The organism is Embleya sp. NPDC056575 (genome assembly GCF_042793325.1).
Classification (GTDB): domain Bacteria; phylum Actinomycetota; class Actinomycetes; order Streptomycetales; family Streptomycetaceae; genus Embleya.
This window is the reverse complement of record NZ_JBHTVA010000090.1, coordinates 17,356-38,238: the sequence shown is the minus strand read 5'-3', so window position 1 is coordinate 38,238 and position 20,883 is coordinate 17,356. Positions and strand designations below refer to the sequence as shown.

Here is a 20,883-nt window from a genome sequence, read left to right as displayed (position 1 = left end):
CCGACCCCACCGTCCTCCAGACCACCGTCTGGCTCCTCTACCTCATCCCCGTCATGGCACTGTTCTTCCTGCTCCCCAAGGGCGGCCCGAAGAAGGCTCCGTCGGCGGCGCCTCGGGAGACGACGGCCGCCGCCTGATTCGGGGACGGCGCGGCGGGACGGGACGGGACGGGCGAGGGGCCCGATCCGAAGCGGTGCTTCGGGTCGGGCCCCTCGGTGTCCGTGGCCTCCGGTCCGTGGGCCGCGGGGCCGCCGGGTCGCTCAGGCGAACAGTGCCTTGCCCCAGTAGTCGTCCGCGCCGCGCACGCCGCCCGGACACGCGAACAGGGCCGAGCCCACGTGCTGGATGTACTCGTTCATCGCGTCGTTCGACGCCAGCCGCTGCTGGACCGGGATGAAGCCCTTGCGCGGGTCGCGCTGGTAGGCCAGGAAGAACAGGCCCGCCTCCAGCCGGCCGAGGCCGTCCGAGCCGTCCACGAACGAGTAGCCGCGACGCAGGATGGTCGCGCCGTTGTTGGTGTCCGGGTGCGACAGCCGCACATGCGACTTCTCCGGCAGCGCCTTGAGCGGCACCACGTCGTGTTCGCCGGTCGCGCCCTGCGGCGCGCCCACACCCTTGTTGCGGCCGATCACGTCCTCCTGCTCCTGCAGCGAGGTGCGATCCCAGGTCTCGATGTGCATCCGGATCCGGCGCGCGACCAGGTAGGAGCCACCGGTCATCCACGCCGGGCCCTCACCGGCCGGCACCCACACGTGCTCACGCAGCCGATCGGTCTCGGTGCCGGCGATGTTGCGCGTGCCGTCCTTGAAGCCGAACAGGTTGCGCGGGGTCATCGCCTCGGGCGTGGTCGAGGACGTCTTGCCGAAGCCCAGCTGTGACCAGCGCACCGAGACCACGCCGAAGCCGATCCGGGCCAGGTTGCGGATCGCGTGCACCGCGACCTGGGGGTCGTCGGAGCAGGCCTGGACGGCAATGTCGCCGCCGGAGCGCTGCGGATCGAGCTTGTCTCCGGGGAACGCGGGCAGTTCGGCCAGCGCCTCCGGCTTCTTCGCGGCGATCCCGAAGCGGTCCCGGCCGTCCTTGGTGAACAGCGTGGGGCCGAATCCGATGGTGAGCGTGAGGTTGTTCGGCGGCAGCCCGACCGCCTCGCCCGTGTCGTCGGGCGGCGACTCGGGCACACCGCTGTCGGCGCCGGTCCCGATCTGCTTGCCCGCGGTCATCGCGGCCGCGGCGGCGGTCCACTGCTGGAGCATGCGCACCAGCTTGGCGCGGTCGTCGGTGATCACGTCGAACACGCAAAAGTGCAGCCGGTCCTGGACCGGGGTGGCGATGCCGGCCTGGTTCACGCCGTGGAAGTCCACCGCGCCCGGGGTCGGCGTGGACGACTTGTCCTCGCTCCCGGTGACCGCGGTGGCCACCCCGCCCGCCGCGGCGGCGCCGACCACGAGCGCGCCACCGGTCCAGCCCAGCAGCGCCCGCCGACTGAATCCATCGCCCGACGGCGGTTCGACCGCCTCGGCGACACGTTCGGTCTCGGTCATGGGCCCTCCCTAGGCTCGTGCGGTGCGGTCGGCTCGTGGGGTTCGGTCGGCTCGGCCTGCTCGGTCGGCTCGGTCTGTTCGTGCTTCGCGGCGGCGGGCGACGTCACTGGGCGACGACGCCGGCAAGCTTCGACAGCGGCTCACCGAGCGCGTTGACCGCGTCCGAGAGCTCCTTGCGCTTGGCCTCGTCGACGGTGTCGTAGGAGACGTAGCCCTCGCCCTGCTTGTACTTGAACAGCAGGCCCTGGATCTTGGCGAACTCGGCGTCGAGGGTGCCGGTCAGCGTCGCGTCCTTCTCCGCCACGTACGGCTTGAGCAATTCGAAGGCCTTCTTCGCGCCGTCCACGTTGCCCGCGAAGTCCCACAGGTCGGTGTGGCTGAACGCCTCCTCCTCGCCGGTGACCTTGCCGGTGGCCACCTCGTCGAGCAGGCCCTTGGCGCCGTTGGCGATCGAGGTCGGGGTGATGTCGACGGTGCCGACCTTGGACTGGAGCGTGTTCAGGTCGGCCATCAGGCGGTCGGCGTAGCCCTTCTCGACATCGGTGATCTGCCCGGTGGTCCACAGCGCCTTCTCGATCCGGTGCCAGCCGGACCACTCCTGACCGGGCTCCAGGTCCGCCTCGCGCGCGTCCATCTGCGGGTCGAGGTCGCCGAAGCTCTCCGCGACCGGCTCGATGGTCTCCCAGCCCAGGCGCGACTTGGGGTAGAGCTCCTTGGCCTTGGCCACGTCGCCGGCCTTGACCGCCTTCACGAACTCGGTCGCGATCGGCATCATCTGCGCGACCGTGTCGTTGGTGAAGGTTCGGTAGTGCGCCACGGCCTGGGCGAGCCTGGGGTCGATCGGCTTCTCGACGGGGGTACCGGCGACGGTGACCTTCTGCCGGATGCCGTCGCCCTTCATGCCGGGCTTGCAGGCGACCTCGTAGGCGCCGGCCTTGATCTCGAAGTTCAGCGTGGCCGAGGTGCCGGGGCCGATGTTCTCCCGCTCGGTGACGATCCGGTCGCCCTGCGCGTACACGTAGAGCTCGGTGACCTGGCTGCCCTTGTTGGTCACCTTGATGCTGTTCTTGCCCGCGGGCCAGTCCTTCTTGGCGACGTCGCACGACTTGTCCTTGGCGGTCACCTTGACCGCGTCGCCGGAGGAGTCGTCGCTGTTGCACGCGGTCAACGCGAGCGGCAAGGCCAGCAACAACCCGGCACCCAGCGCGCGGGTGGCGGTGCGGCGACGACGGACGACAGACATGAACTCTCCCGGGGACGAGACAGGCGGAAGACGGGTCGAAGCCCGGCAGACGAGCAAAAACAGGACGTACGGGATGCGCGGGACACGCGGAAGGGTGCGGCAGGGCTGTGCAAAACGGACGAAAAGCAATTATTAGGCAAGGCTAACCAAGCCTAGGCTTGGCTTATTTTGTCAGCCGAATGACCCCATACAGTCAAGGCGAAGTAAAGGCCCGGCGTGGCGAACGTGGATCACATCACGTCCCGCTCGGAACCTTGGGCGCGGCAAAAGGTGGCAAGCCCGATATATACGTAGGGTCGTGCCAAGTCCGTTCAACCTGGAGCACTCGTGACCACCTCGGAGGACCTCCTCTCCGCCGCATCGTCCGGGGCTCGCTCCGCCACCGCGACCGCCGCCTCGACCGTCGCCGACCCCGACGTCGCGACCGTGTCGGGATCCGTACCCGCACCCGCGACGGGCGCTCGAACGTCCGCCTCGCCCTCGCCCCGACGGGCCGCGCCCAAGGAGTCGGGCGCTGATCCCGCTGGTGGGCATCGCCGTGGTCGGCCTGTTCTTCCTGGACCGGGGCAGCGTGCCGGAGTTCGATCCGAGCGGCGGCTCGCCCCTGGCCGGGGTCACCGGCGCGGCCACGCTCACCCCGTGGGCGTTCATCGGCATGGAGTCCGCCACCGTCCCGGCGGACAACGTGCGCGACCCGCGCCGGACCATCCCGCCCCTTCGCGCGCCTGGACGCGGGCGGCACCCCGGCCTTCGGCCTGATCGCCTCGAATGTGCTGGTCACCGTCCTGATCCTGACCACCGCCGGCGGCGGCCCGGGGGATCGGTTCGAGCGGATCATCCTGATCGCCACGTCCATCTCGCTCGTCCCCTACGGCCTGACCGCGATCGCGCTGCTGCGACTGCTGCGCACCGACCGGGCCGCGTTCGACACCTCCGCACTGGTCGGGTACGGGGTGATCGCGGTGCTCGCCGCGGCGTACTCGATCCGGGCGGTGGTCGGGTCCGGCTTGACGGCGATCCGGCAGGGCGCGGTACTGCTCGCGGCCGGTGGTCCGGTGTACCTGTGGCTGACCCGTCGGCGACCGCGGTCGGGACGCGCCGACGGGCCGATGGGGACCGAGGGCTAGGCCACGTGGTTACCCATGAGTAGCATGGGGCCCGTACCCATCGGTGGAGGAGTGTGCGCTCGTGCCTCGTAACGTCCGGGACGTCGTCTTCGTAGACGGCGTCCGTACCCCCTTCGGCAAGGCCGGCCCCAAGGGCATCTACCACGAGACGCGAGCCGACGACCTCGTCATCGCGTGTATCCGTGAGCTGATGCGCCGCAACCCGTCGCTGCCGCCGGCGCGCGTGGACGAGGTCGCGATCGCGGCCACCACGCAGATCGGCGACCAGGGCCTGACCATCGGCCGCACCGCGGCGCTGCTGGCCGGGCTGCCTCGCGAGGTGCCCGGCTACGCGATCGACCGCATGTGCGCGGGCGCGATGACCGCGGTCACCACGGCCGCCGGCGGCATCGCCTTCGGCGCCTACGACGTGGTGGTCGCCGGCGGTGTCGAGCACATGGGCCGACACCCCATGGGCGAGGGCGCCGACCCGAACCCGCGGATCATCTCCGAGCAGTTGGTGGACCCCTCCGCGCTGGTCATGGGCAACACCGCGGAGAACATCCACGACCGCTTCCCGCAGCTCACCAAGGAGCGCGCGGACCGGTTCGCCGTGGGCAGCCAGGAGAAGGCCGCCAAGGCGTACGCCGACAACCTGATCCAGCCCGACCTGGTGCCGGTCGCGGCCCGCTCGGTGGAGCAGGGCTGGGGCCTGGCCACGGCGGACGAGCCGATGCGCCCGGGCACCACCCTCGAGGGCCTGGCCGCGCTCAAGACCCCGTTCCGCCCGCACGGCCGGGTCACCGCGGGCAACGCGGCCGGCCTCAACGACGGCGCGACCGCGTGTCTGCTCGCCGCCGAGGACACCGCGCGCGAGCTGGGCCTGCCGATCAAGATGCGCCTGGTGCAGTTCGCGTTCGCCGGCGTCGAGCCCGAGGTGATGGGCATCGGCCCCGTCCCGGCCACCGAGAAGGCGCTGGAGCGCGCCGGGCTGAGCATCGACGACATCGGCCTGTTCGAGCTGAACGAGGCTTTCGCGGTCCAGGTGTTGTCCTTCCTGGACCACTACAAGATCGCCGACGACGACCCGCGCGTGAACAAGTACGGCGGCGCGATCGCCTTCGGCCACCCGCTCGCCTCCTCCGGCGTACGGCTGATGACCCAGCTCGCGCGCCAGTTCGAGGCGCACCCCGAGGTCCGCTACGGCCTGACCTCGATGTGCATCGGGCTCGGCATGGGCGGGACCGTCATCTGGGAGAACCCGAACTGGACCGGGGCCGACGCGGACACCACGACCGCCGGCGCGAACTCCGAGGGGAACGACAAGTGAGCGACCTGACGCGACTGGCCGCCGAGGTCTTCCCGGACGAGCTGGTCTCGCACTTCCCGGTGCGGGTACTCGACCTCCCGAACGGCGCCGGAAAGTTCGCGCTGATCACCATCGACAACGGCTTCGACCACACCAAGCCGAACACCTTCGGCCCGGCGGGCCTGGCCGAGCTCGGCACCGCGATCGACACGATCGAGGCGTTGGCCGCGGCGGGCGACATCGTCGCGGCCGGGGTGACCGGCAAGCCGTTCATCTTCGCGGTCGGCGCCGACCTCAAGGGCGTCGAGAAGGTCACCGACCGCGAGCACGCGCACGCCATCGGCAAGGCCGGCCACGACACGTTCAAGCGGTTGACCGCGCTGTCCGTGCCCACCTTCGCGTTCTACAACGGCGCGGCGATGGGCGGCGGCGTCGAGATCGGCCTGGCCTGCACGTACCGCACCATCTCCACCGCGGTGCCCGCCTTCTCGCTGCCCGAGTGTTTCCTGGGCCTGGTCCCCGGCTGGGGCGGCTGTGTGCTGCTGCCGAACCTGATCGGTGCGGACAACGCGGTCACGGTGATCATCGAGAACGCGCTGAACCAGAACCGTCAGCTCAACGGCCCCAAGGCCTTCAAGCTCGGGATCGCGGACGCGCTGGTGGACTCGGCCGACTTCCTGGCCCAGTCGCTGGTGTGGGCCGGCAAGGTCGTCTCCGGCGAGATCGTGGTCGAGCGCCCGGAGATCGACCGCGGCGCCGGCTGGGACGCGGCCGTCGCGCGGGGTCGGGCGATCGCCGACTCCAAGGTGCACGGCGCCTCCCCCGCGCCGTACCGCGCGCTGGAGATCATCGACGCGGCCCGCGACGGTGACGTGCAGGCCGGCTTCGACGCCGAGGACGACGCGCTCGCCGACCTGATCATGGGCGACGAGCTGCGCGCCGGGCTGTACTCGTTCAACCTGGTGCAAAAGCGCGCCAAGCGACCGGTGGGTGCCCCCGACCGGGGGCTCGCCCGCCCGGTCACCAAGGTCGGCGTGGTCGGCGCCGGACTGATGGCCTCCCAGCTCGCGCTGCTGTTCGCGCGCCGCCTGCGGGTGCCGGTCGTGCTGACCGACATCGACCAGGAGCGGGTGGACAAGGGCGTCGGCTACGTGCACGACGAGGTCGACAAGCTGCTGCTGCGAAAGCGCGTCTCGCCGGACGCCGCGAACCGGCTCAAGGCGCTGGTGACCGGCTCGCTGACGAAGGACGCGTTCGCCGACGCCGACTTCGTGATCGAGGCCGTGTTCGAGGAGATGGCGGTCAAGCAGCAGGTGTTCGCCGAGGTGGAGGCGGTGGTCTCGCCGACCTGCGTCCTGGCCACGAACACCTCGTCGTTGTCGATCACCGAGATGGCCTCGAAGCTGGCCCACCCCGAGCGGGTCGTCGGCTTCCACTTCTTCAACCCGGTCGCGGTCCTGCCGCTGCTGGAGATCGTGCGCGCGGAGCAGACCGACGACGGGGCGCTCGCCACCGCGTTCGCCGTCTCCAAGCAGTTGAAGAAGACCTCGGTCCTGGTCAAGGACGCCCCGGCGTTCGTGGTCAACCGTGTGCTGACCCGCTTCCTGGGCGAGGTGCTGGCCGCGGTGGACGAGGGCACCCCGATCGAGGTCGCCGACAACGCGCTGGCCCCGCTGGGCCTGCCGATGTCGCCGATGGTGCTGCTCGAACTGGTCGGCCCGGCGATCGCGGCCCACGTGGGCGGCACCCTGCACGACGCCTTCCCGGACCGGTTCGGCGTATCGGCGAACCTGGAGCGGGTGGTCAAGGCGGGCAAGCGCTCGTTCCTGACCTGGGCCTCGGGCGCGCAGGAGGTCGACCCGGAGGTGGTCGCGCTCCTGGAGGTGGGCGACTCGCCGTCCACGGAAGAGCAGGTCCGCGACCGCGCGCTGGCGGCCCTGGCCGACGAGATCGACCGCATGCTCCAGGAGGGCGTCGTCGCCGCCCCGCAGGACATCGACCTGTGCATGATCACCGGCGCCGGCTGGCCCTTCCACCTGGGCGGCATCACCCCGTACCTGGACCGCGCGGGCGTCACCGAGAAAACCCTCGGCAAACGCTTCCTGCCGGCGGGCACGGCTTCGGTTCCGCAGTAGCCTCGGTTCCGCGATAGCGGTAGTCGAGAACATCCGACGGGCGGCCCGATGAATGGGCCGCCCGTCGGCGTTCGTGTCCGACGGGATCAGAACGTGGCCTCGGAGTCGGCCTTCTGGAAGTACCACAGGTTCTGAATACGCCGGAACGTATACGTATAGCGGACGTGCGCCTGGCCGCCGGCGGCACGATTCACGGAATCCGCCAACGGCCGACCGTTCACGCTCACGTGATCCGAATCGAACCTGGCCCGGTTGTCGCGGAGTTCGAGCTTGGCGATGTCCACCGAGATCAGCGTCTCGGCATCCGGATTCATCGATCTCCACAAATTCGTGGCCGCCATGCCACAACCACCGAAGGGTGGAGTCGCGACGTTCCCCGCCTTGACGTTGGGACACGCGGCCTCGAAGTCGTTGCGCCACGTCGCGGTGAACCAGGTGAGGGCCGCGCTCTTCGCCTCCGAAACCACCGCAGGATCGGGTGGCCGCTCGGGCGACCCGCCGCACCCGGCGACCAGAACGATGCCCGCGGCTACACCCGACACACAACGCCGAACACCGCTCATCACGGATCGGCGGGCTGCTTGGGCGGGGTGACGACCTCGCGCAGGTCCACGGGTATCCGGTCCGGGAGGCTCTTCGGAGCCAGATCGACCTCGTACCGATGCGGATCCACCTGCCGCCCGCCATCCCATTCCAGATCCCGCGTCTTTCCGGTGAACGGGGCCGCGGCGACTCCGGGGTCGACCAACGGCAGTTGGGGGTCGTACATCCTGTCTTGCGCGTGACTCACCGCCCCACGGTTCGGGAGGTATTGGATGGCCTCGAAGTTCGGGTAGTCGTCGCCCTTGAGCGAGATATGCGGAGGACTGCCCGGCGGACCGTTGAATTCCAGCCCGACCTTTTCGTTCACCGCGAAATACGGGAGTAGTGCGTTGAGGCCGGTGATGTCCGCGCTGAACCCCGTACCCGCGTTGTTCGGACGGAGCCTGATGTCGTTGGCTCCGCCGGATTTCACCTCGTGCGCATCGATCTTCCCCTGGTCGACGACCAGACCGGTGGTGGTGGACGGCGCCACGTCGAATACCACACGACCGGTGTCGGAATCCCACGCCAGGGTCATCCGGGAGGGAGCCCCGGGCGTCGTATCGAAGCCGCGGGCGTCCCCCTCCAGCAGGCTGAACGCCGCCTGATCGCCGGGGATGAAAAAGCGCAGCACCGTGATCCCGTTGCCCGGTACAACGGGCCCCGAGAGTTCGACCCGTGAGTGGCCGGGCTGCGGCGGACCATCGCTGAAGTAGACGTCGCCCGCCATCTTGTAGTCCCAGTTGGGGTCGCCCATGAACGCCGGCGCCCCGGGGATCGCGCCCGGGTAAACCACCGTCGGATGGGGATAAATGTGGCCGCCGCGCCACTCGTCGCCGGTGAGTGCCTTGATCGCGCGCTTGATCTCGCCGGCGGAGGATTTCGCGGATTCGTCGTGCATGTGTTTCACGTTCCGGCCCGCCCGGAGGATGCCGTCCAGTTCGTTGCCCGCGGCCTCCAACTCGGCCTTGGCGGCAAGATTTCGCTGTACCCGATCCGGGTGACCCGTGGCGTCCCCGCCCGTCATGCCGATCGACAGCGAATCCAGGTGCAGATCCGGGGAGTTCTTCGCCCGATGTAATCGATCCCGCGCCTGCCGGGCCTGCTGCTCCAGGGATTGTCCGTTGCGCTGATACTCGGCCAACAGCGCGGACCATCCGCTCAACGCGGCCTGCACGCCGAACAGACAACCCTTCGTCACGCCGGCGTTTGCCGCCATCCGGCGGACGACCGTGTAGAACTCGGTGGCGCTGCGTCCGCGCCACCCGGCGGGGTCCTTCAGGACCGAGTCCAGTTCCTGTTCCACCTGCCCCAGGCGGTTGACCGCGTCGCGCACCTGACCGAGCAGCCCGTCCACGGCCGGCACGATGCCCGGTGCGGGATCGAAGCCGAGCCCCGGGAAGTCCTTCGCGTCCGACATCAGCCCATCACCTGCTCGATGCGGCTCTTGGCCGGAGCGGCGGGGGCGGCGGGGGCGGCAGGCGCGGTCGGGGCGGTCGCGTCGGCGGGCGCGGCGGGGACGGTCGTCGTCGTAGCCGGCACAGCGGGCACGCCCGGCACGCCGGAGGCGCCCGGCGCGGTGAAGGACGCGCCGACGGCGGTCTCGGTCGCTCCGTAGCTCGCCTTCGCCGCGGCCACCCCCTGACGCATGTGGTCCACGCCCTGCGTAAAGCCGCGGATACGTTCGTCCCACTTCTCGTGGAACTCCGAGCACGCCTTGTCGAGATCCTTGTGCCCCATACGTTTGGGACCGATCTCCTCCAGGGCGTCCAGCGTGGTCCTGGAGACGGACGCGGCCTCGGCCAATCGGCCGGACACGCCTTCGAGCCAGGCGAGATCGATGACGAAATCGGTCATGGTGCCCACCCCCGTGAGGCCGCCGGCGATCGGCCCACGCTTCGGAGATGGGCCTCGACGCCGATCGGGTCACGTTAAGCGAGCGCGCGAACACCGTCAAGGAATCGGTTGGCCGGGGGTTCGGGGGGTCCGCGGTCGCCGGCCCGCACCGTCCCCGGCTCGGGCGGCGGCGCGTCGGCAGCGGCCACAATGGTGATCATGAGTGATGTGATGCGTGGGGCCTCGGTGCGCGACCTGGAGCGGTTGCGGGAGATCGAGGTCGCGGCCGGGGTGCGCTTCCTGGATGTGGGGATGCCGGAGATCGCGGCGGACGAGCCGTTGTCCGTCGAGGAGTTGGACGCGTATCGCACCGGCGGACGCTGCCTGGTGGTCGGCGAGCCGGCGCTGGCCTACGTGATCTGGGACCTCGTGGACGGCGCCGCGCACATCGAGCAGGTCTCGGTACATCCCGAGGGCGCGCGGCGCGGACTGGGCCGGGCGATGATCGATCGCGTGCAGGCGGACACCGGGCTGGCGTTGACGTTGACCACGTTCCGGGATGTGGCCTGGAATGCCCCGTACTACGCGCGGATCGGGTTCCGCACGCTCGACCCGGCCGAAGTGACGCCGGGTTTGGCGGCGATCCGGGTACACGAGGCGGCGCTCGGACTCGATCGTTGGCCCCGGGTGTGCATGCGCCGGCCGATCTCGGATCAGCACTGATCCGCGAATCCCCTGCCATTTCCGACAGTTGGTCCGCTAACTTCTGCGCATGAAGGATGCGCCGGATGCGACGGGCGAGTCGGCCGAGGCCGACGACGAAGCAGACAGAGCGAGTGAGTCGGCCGACGCCGACGAGGCGGACAGAACGAACGATTCGGCCGAGGGGGCCGAGGGGGCCGAGGCTCACTTCGAGCCGGCCCCGACACCGGCGCGCAAGCCGTGGTCGCGCCGGCGCAAGGCGGCCGTCGCCCTGGTCGGTCTGCTGACCCTGTCGTTGCTGGTGGTCGGCGGGTGTACGGCCTGGCTGCTCTACTCGCTGAACTCCAACATCAAGCGCATCGACGGCGTGTTCGACCGGTCGGGCATCCCCGCCGCGGGACCGCGTCCGCCGGCCGATCCCGCCGCCGACCGGGCACTGAACATCCTGCTCGTGGGCATGGACGCGGCGGCCGCCGGCACCGATCCAGAGGCGCTGCAGGGGCGGCGCAGCGACACCATGATGATCCTGCACCTGCCCGCGGGCCGGGCGTCCATCTCGGCGATCTCACTGCCGCGCGACGCGTGGGTGTCCATCCCGGGACACGGCGAGGCCAAGCTGAACGCGGCCTTCTCGTGGGGCGGGCCGGCACTGCTGGTGGCCACGATCGAGAATCTGACCGGAGTGCGGATCGACCACTACGCGGCGGTGGACTTCGGCGGCTTCAAGGGCATGGTCGACGCGCTCGGCGGCGTGTCGGTGGACGCCGACCAGGGCCGGACCAGGCTGGACGGCACCAAGGCGCTGGAGTTCGTCCGGCAGCGCTACGGGTTGCAGCGCGGCGACCTCGACCGGGTGGCACACCAGCAGCAACTCCTGGGCGCGATCGCGAAGCAGATCACCGCGGAGGGGGTGCTCGGCAGTCCGCTGCGCACCGAGAACCTGTTGCAGTCGCTGACCAGGTCGCTGACCGTCGACGACAATCTGAACTTCAGGGCGCTGCTCGACCTGGCCACCGACCTCAAGGGCATCGACGAGTCCGACCTGGCCTTTCGCACGGCGCCCGTGGCCGGCTTCGCGGAGCGTGGTGGCGGGCAGAGCGTGGTCCTGCTCGACGACAAACGTTGCCGGGAGTTGTTCGCGGCCGTCCGCGCCGACATCCCGTGGCCGGAGCCCGCTCCCGGCGAACTCTGGCGACCGTGAACGCTCAGCGCAGACGGCGCAGGGCGCGGCGGGCGGCGCCGGCGACCGCGGGGTCGGGGTGGGTGGTCTCGGCGAACCGCAGGACGTCCTCCGCGCAGGGGTGGCCCATCGTCGCCAGCTCGCCGAAGACCACGTCGGCACCCGGGCCCTGACTGCCCGTCACCTCCGTGAGCAGGCCCAGCACCGCCGCCTCGTGTCGGCCGAGCAGCGCCGCGGCGGCGTTGTCGGCGGTCAGCCAGGCGAGCGTGCGCAGCGTCGCGGGCGGTACGTCGCGGTCGTGGGTCAGTCGCCAGTTCCACACGTGCGGGGCCAGCGTGGGGTCGGCGCCGGCGTCGGCGAGGGCCTGTTCGACGGCGGCCTCGGGCAGATCGGCGTCACCCACGTGGGCGAAGAGCATCAGCCGCTCGGTCGGGCCGGCGGCGCCCGCGACCGCACACAGCTCGGACAGCGCGGCGTCGATCGGGCGGCAGCCGATCCAGCTCGCGAACGTACGCGTGGCGATCGGTCGTGGCCACGCCCCCATCGCGCCGAGCAGGCGGGCGCCCGAGGCGGCGGTGTAGTCGTCGACGGTGGCGACCGGCAGGCCCTGCTCGCGAAACATCCGGTGCACGAGGGTGCCGCCCAGGCCGGTGAGGGTGATGCCCTCGGCGGTACGCCGAACGATGCCGAGCGCGGCCAGGCGATCGGCGAGCAGGATCACCCCCGCCCGCACCCGGGCCAACACCTCCCCGGACCACTCGCCGGAGAAGGCGGACACCTCCGGCACGGGCGAGTGCGGGTGCAGGTGCGGGGGTGACGCCGGCGGGGAGCCGGGCGCGGTCGCAGGCGCCGGCGGATGCGCGGGTGACGGGGACGCGGTCGCGGGCACAGTCGCCGGCGGATGCGGAGGCGACCCGGTCGCAGGCGCAGAGCCCGACAGCGGCGGATGCGGGGGCAACCCGGTCTCGGGCGCACACCCCGACACCGGCGGATGCGAAGGCGCCCCGGTCGCAGGCGCAGACCCGGACACCGTCGGCTGCGGCGGCGAGTGCGAGTGCGACGGTGGGGTCGGCGCGGTGCCGGGGCCATCCGTCCCGCACAGGCGACCCATCTCGCGGACCAGGTCGGGTGCGTCCAGGATCCGTCCCAGCGCGAACGCCTCGTCGTCGGCGGGCGGCTCGGGCGGCAACATCCGCACCACGTGGTCGAGGTCGCGGCGCACCGCGAGGCCGACGAAGAGCGACACCGGGAGCGGCCCGCCGAGTTGTACCAGCCCGGTGAACAGCGAAGCGGCCAGCCCCTCGGGGACGTCCCAACGCTCGTCGTGCGCCTCCCCGAACGTCGCGTTGTCCTCGGCGACCACCACCATCGCGCGCGCGGCGAGCGCAATCAGCTCCCCGTCGTCCCCCTCACGCCACACCCGCAGGCCGTCGGCCACCCGCACCGCACCGTCGTTCGGCACCAGCAGCCCGGTACCGATCGCGAGCGTCCACCGCCGGTGCAGCGCATGCTCGTCCCGGGCGGTACGGGGCGGCCCCTCGGCCCGCGACGGCTGCCGGGGGATGCCGAGTTCGGCCATGACGCATTCGGCGACCGCGGTCGCCAGTACCCCCTCGTGGGTGATCGGCAACGGCCCGTGCCGCTCGACGTACTCCGCGAGCGCCGCCGCCTGCGCCATCAGCGGCGACATCCGCGCGGCCAACGCGCACTCGGATCGGGGCGGCACGTACAGCGGCGGCAGCGCGGGTTCGTCGCATCCGCCCGGACCGGTGAGCGGGGCGGGCACACCCAGTTCCAGGAAGCGGGTGCGCAGCCCGTACATCCCCAGCGGCGTCAGCCGCACCGCCATGAACGGCGCCCCACCACCCACAAGCTCACGAATCTCGAGCACGCCGAACGCCCGCAGGTCGTCCATCTGATGCGCCAACGACAAACCGGTGAACAGCGCCGGGTCGGCGACCGAGGGCGACCGGGGCCGCCCGTCGGGCGTGTACGAGAGCAATTCGAACAGCCCACCCATCGGCACCCACCGACCCGCGTGGTCGTACAACTCCCGCAACAACTCACGGATCACATCACCGCCGCGCAGCACATACGCGGCCCGCCGCACCTCGGGTCGCCCGGTGGCCTCGCCGACCGCGACACCCTCCCACAGGCTCGACCACACCCGCAGGACGTCGCCGGGTCGCCCGACCGCCAGCGCCCGGGCAAGCTCGCCGGCGGTCGCGACCGTACGCCCGACCTCGATCAGGCCGGCCGTACACGCGATCGACCACACCTGGTGCAACGGCTCCACGTCACGCGCACTGCGAACGCCGGCGACGGGTTCGTCGATACCGAGCAGCCGCACCGCCTCGGCCGCAGGCGCCAGTCGCAGGACCCCGGTCGCGGTTACCGGACGCCCGCGACCGACCCAGCGGGCGAGGGTGAGGGCGGCGGCGAACGACGGCGCGGCCGAGGCGGCCCGAGCCAACTCCCGCTCGTCCGGCAACCGCACCGCCGGCAACGCCCGCCCTCGCCCGGGCCCGGTCGCATAGCCCGCCACGAACAACTTCTTCGCCGAGCCCCACCGCCGCGAGTCGGCCATCCTCGCGGGCAGTTCGTCCTCGTGCCGGTCCAGCACCTCGAACAACGGGACGAGCCGGTCGCTGTCCGGGTGCAGCGGACCCTGCTCGCGCAAAAACTCCAGGAACAACCGCAGCGCGGGCACCACCAGCGCCACCGTGTCCTCGCGGGGCAGCGCGACATGCGCTGGCACCAACGTCTCGAGCAGCGCGTTCAGATCGCCGGCCCGCCAGCGGGTGTGGTCGTCGAGCCGCAGGCACGCGACCCGCAGATCGAGCAGGGTGCCGAGGACATCGACCATCCGCTCGACATCCCGGGCAGGCCGACCGACCCGCGCGAGCCACGCTCCGAAGTCGGCCACGATGCCGCAGGAATCGGGAGATAGCGCCACGTCGCAGAGCGTAGTGAGCACCATCCCCGGCCCGCATGGATTTCGGACAATCCATGCGAACCACCGACGCAGCCCCCGCCCCCACCGGCAACAAGCAACAAAGGCGCCCCCAAACACCGAGCACCCTCAACCAGCCGCCGTGAGCCTGCGGGGGCGACCTCGGACAGAGCCGGCCCCGACACGTGCCGAACGAAAGACACATGCACCCGCAGGACAACCCCAGACGGGGGCGACCTCGGACAGCCGATGCCGACACTCACGAACGGATCACCCATGCGGCAGTGACTTCGGGCAGCACCGCCGGCACGTGCCGAACGGAAGACCCGTACGCCTGCGGAACAACCTCGGACGGGCGACAACCCGGCTTGTCGAGCTACCCCGCACGGGTGGTGACCGCGCTCGCCGGCAGGTGGCACCTGCGAAGGCAACCTCGCGCGCCTTGTGGTTGCCTCGCAGGCAGGCGGCACCTGCGCCTGCGGCGAAGACCTCGGGCCACTGACATCCGGAGGCGAACGGCGCACACGGGTACAACCGCAAGCAGGTGTCGGCCACACGCACATGCAGGGGCCGAGTCGGCCGGCCAACGTCGACACCCGCGAACGGCAGGACGGGCACCCGCCTGCGAACGCGGCCTCGGACCGCCGGCGCATGGATGCGCACGCCGCGTGTGAGGACGACCTCGGACCGCCGGCGCCCACGGGGGACCATCACGCGGGCGGGTACCGCCGCACCCGCCGGTGGCACCCCCAGGCAGTCGGCACCGATGCCTGCGGGCGGTGGCGGTGGCACCCGCGCCTGCGCCTGCGCCTGCGCCACGGAAGCAACCTCAGGCGACCGGCGCCCGGAGGCGGATAACACCTGCGGGACGCCCACAAGCAGGTCGCGACTGCATCACAGGCCGGGGCAGCTGCGCCCGCAGGAACGGCCTCGGACCGCCGGCGCCTGCGCCTGCGGGGGCAGGCGCCGGCCGAGCGACAACGCACTCGCGGGCGCTGCCGCCTGCGCTCGCCGGCGAGCGGCACGCACCCCCGCAGGGACAACCACAGGCCACCATTGGTGCCTGCGCCCCCACGGTCGACCTCGGCCGAGCAGCAACACACTCGCCGGCGCTGCCGCCTGCGCTCGCCGACACACGGCACTTGCTCCGGCACGGGTGGCGTCGGGCGGTTCGCGACTGCGCTTGCGGGCGCGGGGAGGCTGTGAGGGCGGCCTCGGGCTCCGGCCCCGGGCATGGGCGCGGGTGCCGGTATCGGGGCGTTGCGGCTGGGGTCGTCGGGGTGGTTCCTGCCGGTGATGTCCGCCACTTTTGACTGACGCACCGTCAGATCACCTGCGGGCCTGCGGCGACACCGGTGCCCCGGAACGGAAAAAGACGCCTGTCTCCCTTCAGGTGACGGGTCGTCAGGTGGCATGGTGACCCCAGCGCAGAGCACCGTCCGCGATGGGCGGCCCGCGCCGAGGCGACAACGTACGCGATCCACAGTGAGGTGCCCCCGTGCTGCTCGACCCTTCCGCCGCCCTGCTCACCGATCGAGTGGCCGTGGTCACGGGCGCGGCCCGGGGCATCGGCGCGGCGACGGCCCTCGCACTCGCCAGGTTCGGCGCCGACGTCGCCGTCTGCGACCGCGAGCCCACCGGCCTCCGGGAGACCGCCAAGGCGATCGAGGCCACCGGCCGCCGCGCCTTCGCGATGGAACTCGACGTCCGCGACGGCGACGGCGTCGAGCGCTTCCTCCACGACGCCCACACGGCCCTCGGCCCGCTCGACATCCTCGTCAACAACGCCGGCGGCGGCTTCTGGTCACCGTTCCTGGATGTCCGCCCCAAGGGCCAGAGCGCACTGGTCGACGAGAACTTCACCTCCGTCACGCACGTGATCCGACACGGCGCCCCGCTCATGCGCGACGGCGGTTCGATCGTCAACGTCACCAGCATCGAGGCGTTCCGCGCCGCGCCCGGTTTCGCGGTGTACGCCGCGATGAAGGCCGCCGTCGAACAGCTCACCAAGTCGCTCGCGCTCGAACTCTCGCACCGCCGCATCCGGGTCAACTGCGTCGCCCCCGACGCCATCCCCACCCCCGGCGACGCCGATCTCGCGGAGACGTTCGAAACAGCCGAGGGCGCGTACGACTACGGCGCCAAAGTGCCCCTGGGCCTCGGCGAGGCCGACGACTGCGCCGCCCCGATCGTCTTCCTCGCCGGCGACCTCGCCCGCTTCGTCACCGGCACCACCCTGCACGTAGACGGCGGCACCATGGCCGCCTCCGGCTGGGTCCGCCGCCCGGACGGCACCTTCACCCCCTGACCCCGCCCCACCGCCCGCACCCGCCCGCACCCGCCGGCGCCCGCCGGCGCCCGCCAGAGCCCGCCGGCGACCCCTCGCGACCGCCGCCCCGCCCCGAACCACCCGAGCGCACCGACCGACCACCCGCCCCGACCGCGGAACTGGGAGTGCAATGGAATTCGGCATCTTTCTCCAGGGCTACAACCCGGCGTTCCGACGCGAGGGAAACCCGAACGCCGAACACGAAGCCCTGATGAACGACATGGACTTCGCGATCGCCGCCGACCGGGCCGGATTCAAGTACGCGTGGCTGAGCGAGCACCACTTCCTCGACGAGTACTCGCACCTGTCCGCCAACGACGTCATGTGCGGCTACCTCGCACACGCGACCGAGCGCATCCACATAGGCTCCGGCATCTTCAACCCGCTCCCCCAGGTCAACCACCCGGCCAAGGTCGCCGAACGCGTCGCGATGCTCGACCACCTCACCCGCGGCCGCTTCGAGTTCGGCACCGGGCGCGGCGCCGGCAGCCACGAGATCCTCGGCTTCCTCCCCGGCATCGAGGACATGTCCGAGACGAAGGCGATCTGGGAGGACGTGATCCGCGAGTTCCCGAAGATGTTCCTCCAGGACGTCTACGAGGGCTACCAGGGCACCTACTGGCAACTCCCGCCGCGCCGGATCCTGCCCAAGCCGTACGGCACGTCGCACCCGGCCATGTGGTACGCCGCCGGCAGCCCGCCCTCATACGTGATGGCCGCGCGCATGGGCCTGGGCGTCCTCGGCTTCTCGATCGGCGACCCGGCGAGCGCCGAGCAGCTGGTCGCCGGCTACAAGCGCGAGATCGTCAAGGCCGAACCGATCGCCGACTTCGTCAACGACAACGTACTCGCGGTCAGCACCGGCTTCGTCGCGGAAACGAAGGAACGCGCCATCGCCAACGCGGTCGCCGCCCGGCCGATGTACCTCACCAGCAACGTCTTCCGCTACCACGACACCTTCCCGCACCCCGAGGGCATCCCCTACTGGCCCGAGACGATGCCCGACCTGACCCCCGAGCTGGTCGAGTTCGCCGCCGACGCCGGCGCGCTGATCTGCGGCGACCCGGACGGCGTCCTGGACGCGGTGCGCGCGTACGAATCGGTCGGCGTCGACCAACTCGTCCTCGGCCTCGGCTGCGACGACCGCGAGAACACCCTCAAGACCATCGAACTGTTCGGCCGGCACGTCATTCCCAAGCTCGACACCGACCCCGAACACCGCACCACCCGCTTCCGCCGGCAAGCCTGACCGCCGGCGGCCCCGGCCACCACCGCGACCCCTACGCCGACCACCGGCCCGACCCACCCACCCCGGGTCCCCCGACCGACCCACCCCGTCCCCGACACGAGTCACCGCACGACCCGAAAGGCAGTCACGTCATGAGCTTCGCCGAATACCCGATCCGGGTGGGCAGCATGCTGTTCACCGCCGTGGACCCCGAGCGCGGCCACGAGGTGAGCTACAACCGCTGGTACGAGCGCGACCACTACTACGCCGGTTGCATGATCGGCCCCGGTCTGCTCGCGGGCAGCCGCTGGGTGGCCACCGCCGACCTCAAGGCGCTGCGCTTCCCGGCCGACAGCGACGTCGTACCCGCCATCGGCGCCGGCTCCTACGTCGCGATCTACTGGATCAACGACGGCCAATTCGACGAGTGGAACGCGTGGGCCGTCGACCAGGTCAACTGGCTCTACGGCAACGATCGCGGCTTCCAGCACCGGGTGCACGCGCACACCGCCATGTACCTGCACGACAACCGCTGGTACCGCGACGAGGACCCGGTCCCGCTGGAACTCGCGCTCGACCGCAACTACCAGGGCCTGGTCTCGCTCGCCGTGCAGCGCGAGGAGGGCGTCTCGCAGGAGGACCTGGAGAAGTGGTTCTCCACCCACCTGCCGGAATTCCTCCGCGAGTCCCCGATCGCCTCGGTCGCCGCCTGGACCGCGGTCCCGCTCAAGGACGACGCGCCCGCCTTCGTCCCGCGCGACCCGAACGCCGCCACGCGCAGCATGCAGCTCTACTTCCTCGAGGGCGACCCCCGCGAAAGCTGGGACACCTTCCGCGAGTGGGCCGCGCGCATCGACGCCTCCGGCATCGGCCGGGTCACCTACTGCGCCCCGTGGATCCCCACCGTGGTCGGCACCGACACGTACACCGACCGACTCTGGGACTGACCGGCCCCGGTCACCACGCCGTCGGCGGGCTCGGATCCACCCGAACCCGAACCCGGATCCGACCCGTCGACGGCACGGCGACCAACCCACACGTCAACGCAGTCGGCTGTGCCTGGTCCCGTAGAAGAAGTAGACGGCGAACCCGACCACCATCCACACCACGAACCGCAGCCACGTCTCGCCGCTGAGGTTGATCATCAACCACAACGTGGCCAGTATCGACAGGATCGGCAACCACGGCACGAACGGCACCCGGAACGCACGGGGCAACTCCGGCCTGGTCCGGCGCAGGATCAATACGCTCGCCGCGACCACCAAAAACGCGAACAGCGTCCCGATGTTGACCATCACGTCGATCTCGTGGATCGGGGTGAACCCGGCGATCGCCGCGACCACCACCGCGATCAGCATCGTACTGATGTGCGGCGTGCCGTACTTGGGATGCACCCTGGCGAACAACGGCGGCAGCAGCCCGTCCCGGCTCATCGCGAAGAAGACCCGGCTCTGCCCCATCATCAGGATCATGCACACGGTGGTCAGCCCGGCCACCGCGCCGATGCTGATGATCGTCGCGATCCAGCCCTTGTCGACCGAGCGGAACGCCTCCGCCAACGGCGCGGCGGAGGACAACATGTCGTAGCGCTGCATCCCCACCACGACCAGCGATACCGAGACGTAGAGGATCGTGCAGATCACCAGCGAGCCGAGGATCCCGACCGGCATGTCGCGCTGCGGCTTGCGGGTCTCCTCGGCGGCGGTGGCGACCACGTCGAAGCCGATGTACGCGAAGAACACCAGCGCCGCGCCGGAGAAGATCCCCATCGCACCGTAGATCTGCGGCTCGAACCCGAACAGGGTCTGCACCAGCGGTGCCTTGAGCCCGCCGTGGCCCGACGCCGGCGGCCGCGAATCGGGCACGAACGGGTTGTAGTTGCCGGACTTGACGAAGAACAGCCCGGCGAAGATCACGAGCAGCACGATCGCGATCTTGATGGTGACCATCACGAGGTTGAACCGCGCCGACAACTTGACCCCGAACACGAGGATCACCGCGACGCCGAGCACCAGCAGCAGCGCCGGCAGGTTGACCTTGCCCCCGTCGCCCGGCGCGGCGGTGATCGCCTCCGGGAGTTCGAGACCCGCCTGGGAGAGCAGCGAGTTCAGATACCCCGACCAGCCGATCGAGACCACTCCGACGCCGAGCGCGAGTTCGAGGATCAGGTCCCAGCCGATGATCCACGCGGGTAATTCGCCGAGCGTGGTGTAGGAGAACGTGTACGCGGAACCCGCCACCGGGACCGTGGACGCGAACTCGGCGTAGCACAGCGCGGCGAGCCCGCAGACGAACCCCGCCAGCACGAAGGACAGCGCGACCGCGGGGCCGGCGTAGTCCTTCGCCGCCGTGCCGGTGAGCACGAAGATGCCCGTGCCGACCACCACACCGACCCCGAAGACCATCAGGTCCAGGGCGGACAACTCCCGGCGCAGGCCGTGCCCTTCGGGTTCGTCGGTGTCCTGGATGGACTGTTCGATGTTCTTGGTCCGAAACAAAGCGTTGGCCATGGCAACACCTCCTGGTGGCGGAGACCGTTGCCATGATCGGGGCTTTCACTCCTGTTTATGGGGGACCGATCTTCGGCGCGTCAGGGTGATCTTGCCACTCGTCGCCGTCACACTCGCGCCCCGAAGGCGTCGCCTGCGCTCGCACCTCGAAGTCACCCTCACTCGCGCCCGGGCACGCAAAACGGCCCCGGGGCGCGGAACGGGAAGGTGTACCCCTCCCGTCCCGCGC

At 70.8% G+C, this 20,883-nt stretch carries 15 protein-coding genes and 1 pseudogene; 9 read left to right on the top strand and 7 right to left on the bottom strand.

Annotation, left to right across the window (positions count from 1 at the left end; all coding sequences use genetic code 11):
* Positions 1-137, top strand: a pseudogene (locus ACFRCG_RS42800) (iron transporter); the annotation flags it as partial.
* Between the two features lie 123 nt (positions 138-260).
* On the opposite strand, the gene efeB reads toward ACFRCG_RS42800, so the two are convergent.
* The gene (gene efeB, locus ACFRCG_RS42795; RefSeq protein WP_380041857.1) at positions 261-1,541 is read right to left on the bottom strand and encodes an iron uptake transporter deferrochelatase/peroxidase subunit; all 1,281 of its coding nucleotides are present in this window, start codon (positions 1,539-1,541) and stop codon (positions 261-263) included.
* Between the two features lie 103 nt (positions 1,542-1,644).
* The gene (gene efeO / locus ACFRCG_RS42790) at positions 1,645-2,784 is read right to left on the bottom strand and encodes an iron uptake system protein EfeO (RefSeq protein WP_380041854.1); all 1,140 of its coding nucleotides are present in this window, start codon (positions 2,782-2,784) and stop codon (positions 1,645-1,647) included.
* Between the two features lie 770 nt (positions 2,785-3,554).
* Between efeO and ACFRCG_RS42785 the strand changes: the two genes are divergently transcribed.
* The 3 genes from ACFRCG_RS42785 to ACFRCG_RS42775 all read left to right on the top strand — a co-directional run bounded on the left by ACFRCG_RS42785 (position 3,555) and on the right by ACFRCG_RS42775 (position 7,334).
* The gene (locus ACFRCG_RS42785; RefSeq protein WP_380041851.1) at positions 3,555-3,911 is read left to right on the top strand and encodes a hypothetical protein; all 357 of its coding nucleotides are present in this window, start codon (positions 3,555-3,557) and stop codon (positions 3,909-3,911) included.
* 61 nt (positions 3,912-3,972) lie between these two features.
* Positions 3,973-5,220, top strand: a complete 1,248-nt coding sequence (locus tag ACFRCG_RS42780; protein ID WP_379996354.1) for a thiolase family protein — start codon at positions 3,973-3,975, stop codon at positions 5,218-5,220.
* Positions 5,217-7,334 carry a 3-hydroxyacyl-CoA dehydrogenase NAD-binding domain-containing protein gene (locus ACFRCG_RS42775; protein ID WP_380041849.1) on the top strand — a complete coding sequence of 706 codons (2,118 nt, stop codon included), beginning with the start codon at positions 5,217-5,219 and terminating at the stop codon, positions 7,332-7,334. Before ACFRCG_RS42780 ends, ACFRCG_RS42775 begins: the two co-directional genes overlap by 4 nt.
* Before the next feature lie 86 nt (positions 7,335-7,420).
* On the opposite strand, the gene ACFRCG_RS42770 is transcribed toward ACFRCG_RS42775, so the two are convergent.
* The 3 genes from ACFRCG_RS42770 to ACFRCG_RS42760 form a co-directional block, all read right to left on the bottom strand.
* Positions 7,421-7,801, bottom strand: coding sequence for a hypothetical protein (locus tag ACFRCG_RS42770; RefSeq protein ID WP_380041846.1), 381 nt, complete (start codon positions 7,799-7,801; stop codon positions 7,421-7,423).
* Positions 7,802-7,896: 95 nt separating this feature from the next.
* Positions 7,897-9,336, bottom strand: a complete 1,440-nt coding sequence (locus tag ACFRCG_RS42765) for a hypothetical protein (protein WP_380041843.1) — start codon at positions 9,334-9,336, stop codon at positions 7,897-7,899.
* Positions 9,336-9,773: a hypothetical protein gene (locus ACFRCG_RS42760; RefSeq protein WP_380041841.1), complete on the bottom strand. Its 438-nt coding sequence runs from the start codon at positions 9,771-9,773 to the stop codon at positions 9,336-9,338. The genes ACFRCG_RS42765 and ACFRCG_RS42760 overlap by 1 nt, the downstream gene beginning before the upstream one ends.
* Before the next feature lie 198 nt (positions 9,774-9,971).
* Here ACFRCG_RS42760 and ACFRCG_RS42755 point away from each other — a divergent pair, with 198 nt between their 5' ends.
* The gene (locus tag ACFRCG_RS42755; RefSeq protein ID WP_380041838.1) at positions 9,972-10,475 is read left to right on the top strand and encodes a GNAT family N-acetyltransferase; all 504 of its coding nucleotides are present in this window, start codon (positions 9,972-9,974) and stop codon (positions 10,473-10,475) included.
* A 49-nt stretch (positions 10,476-10,524) separates the two neighbouring features.
* A complete protein-coding gene (locus ACFRCG_RS42750) occupies positions 10,525-11,655 on the top strand; it encodes an LCP family protein (protein ID WP_380041836.1) in 1,131 nt (376 codons plus the stop codon).
* A 4-nt stretch (positions 11,656-11,659) separates the two neighbouring features.
* Here the strand turns inward: ACFRCG_RS42750 and ACFRCG_RS42745 are convergent, their stop codons facing one another.
* On the bottom strand, positions 11,660-14,590 hold the full coding sequence (locus ACFRCG_RS42745; RefSeq protein ID WP_380041834.1) for a hypothetical protein: 2,931 nt from the start codon (positions 14,588-14,590) through the stop codon (positions 11,660-11,662).
* A gap of 1,495 nt (positions 14,591-16,085) precedes the next feature.
* Between ACFRCG_RS42745 and ACFRCG_RS42740 the strand changes: the two genes are divergently transcribed.
* From ACFRCG_RS42740 to ACFRCG_RS42730, 3 genes are all read left to right on the top strand, one after another.
* Positions 16,086-16,895, top strand: coding sequence for an SDR family NAD(P)-dependent oxidoreductase (locus ACFRCG_RS42740; RefSeq protein WP_380041831.1), 810 nt, complete (start codon positions 16,086-16,088; stop codon positions 16,893-16,895).
* A gap of 151 nt (positions 16,896-17,046) precedes the next feature.
* Positions 17,047-18,165 carry an LLM class flavin-dependent oxidoreductase gene (locus ACFRCG_RS42735; RefSeq protein ID WP_380041829.1) on the top strand — a complete coding sequence of 373 codons (1,119 nt, stop codon included), beginning with the start codon at positions 17,047-17,049 and terminating at the stop codon, positions 18,163-18,165.
* 131 nt (positions 18,166-18,296) lie between these two features.
* Positions 18,297-19,091, top strand: coding sequence for a hypothetical protein (locus ACFRCG_RS42730; protein ID WP_379996337.1), 795 nt, complete (start codon positions 18,297-18,299; stop codon positions 19,089-19,091).
* Between the two features lie 93 nt (positions 19,092-19,184).
* Here ACFRCG_RS42730 and ACFRCG_RS42725 read toward each other — a convergent pair whose 3' ends face one another.
* Positions 19,185-20,654: an amino acid permease gene (locus tag ACFRCG_RS42725; protein WP_380041826.1), complete on the bottom strand. Its 1,470-nt coding sequence runs from the start codon at positions 20,652-20,654 to the stop codon at positions 19,185-19,187.
* Positions 20,655-20,883: the final 229 nt, after the last annotated feature.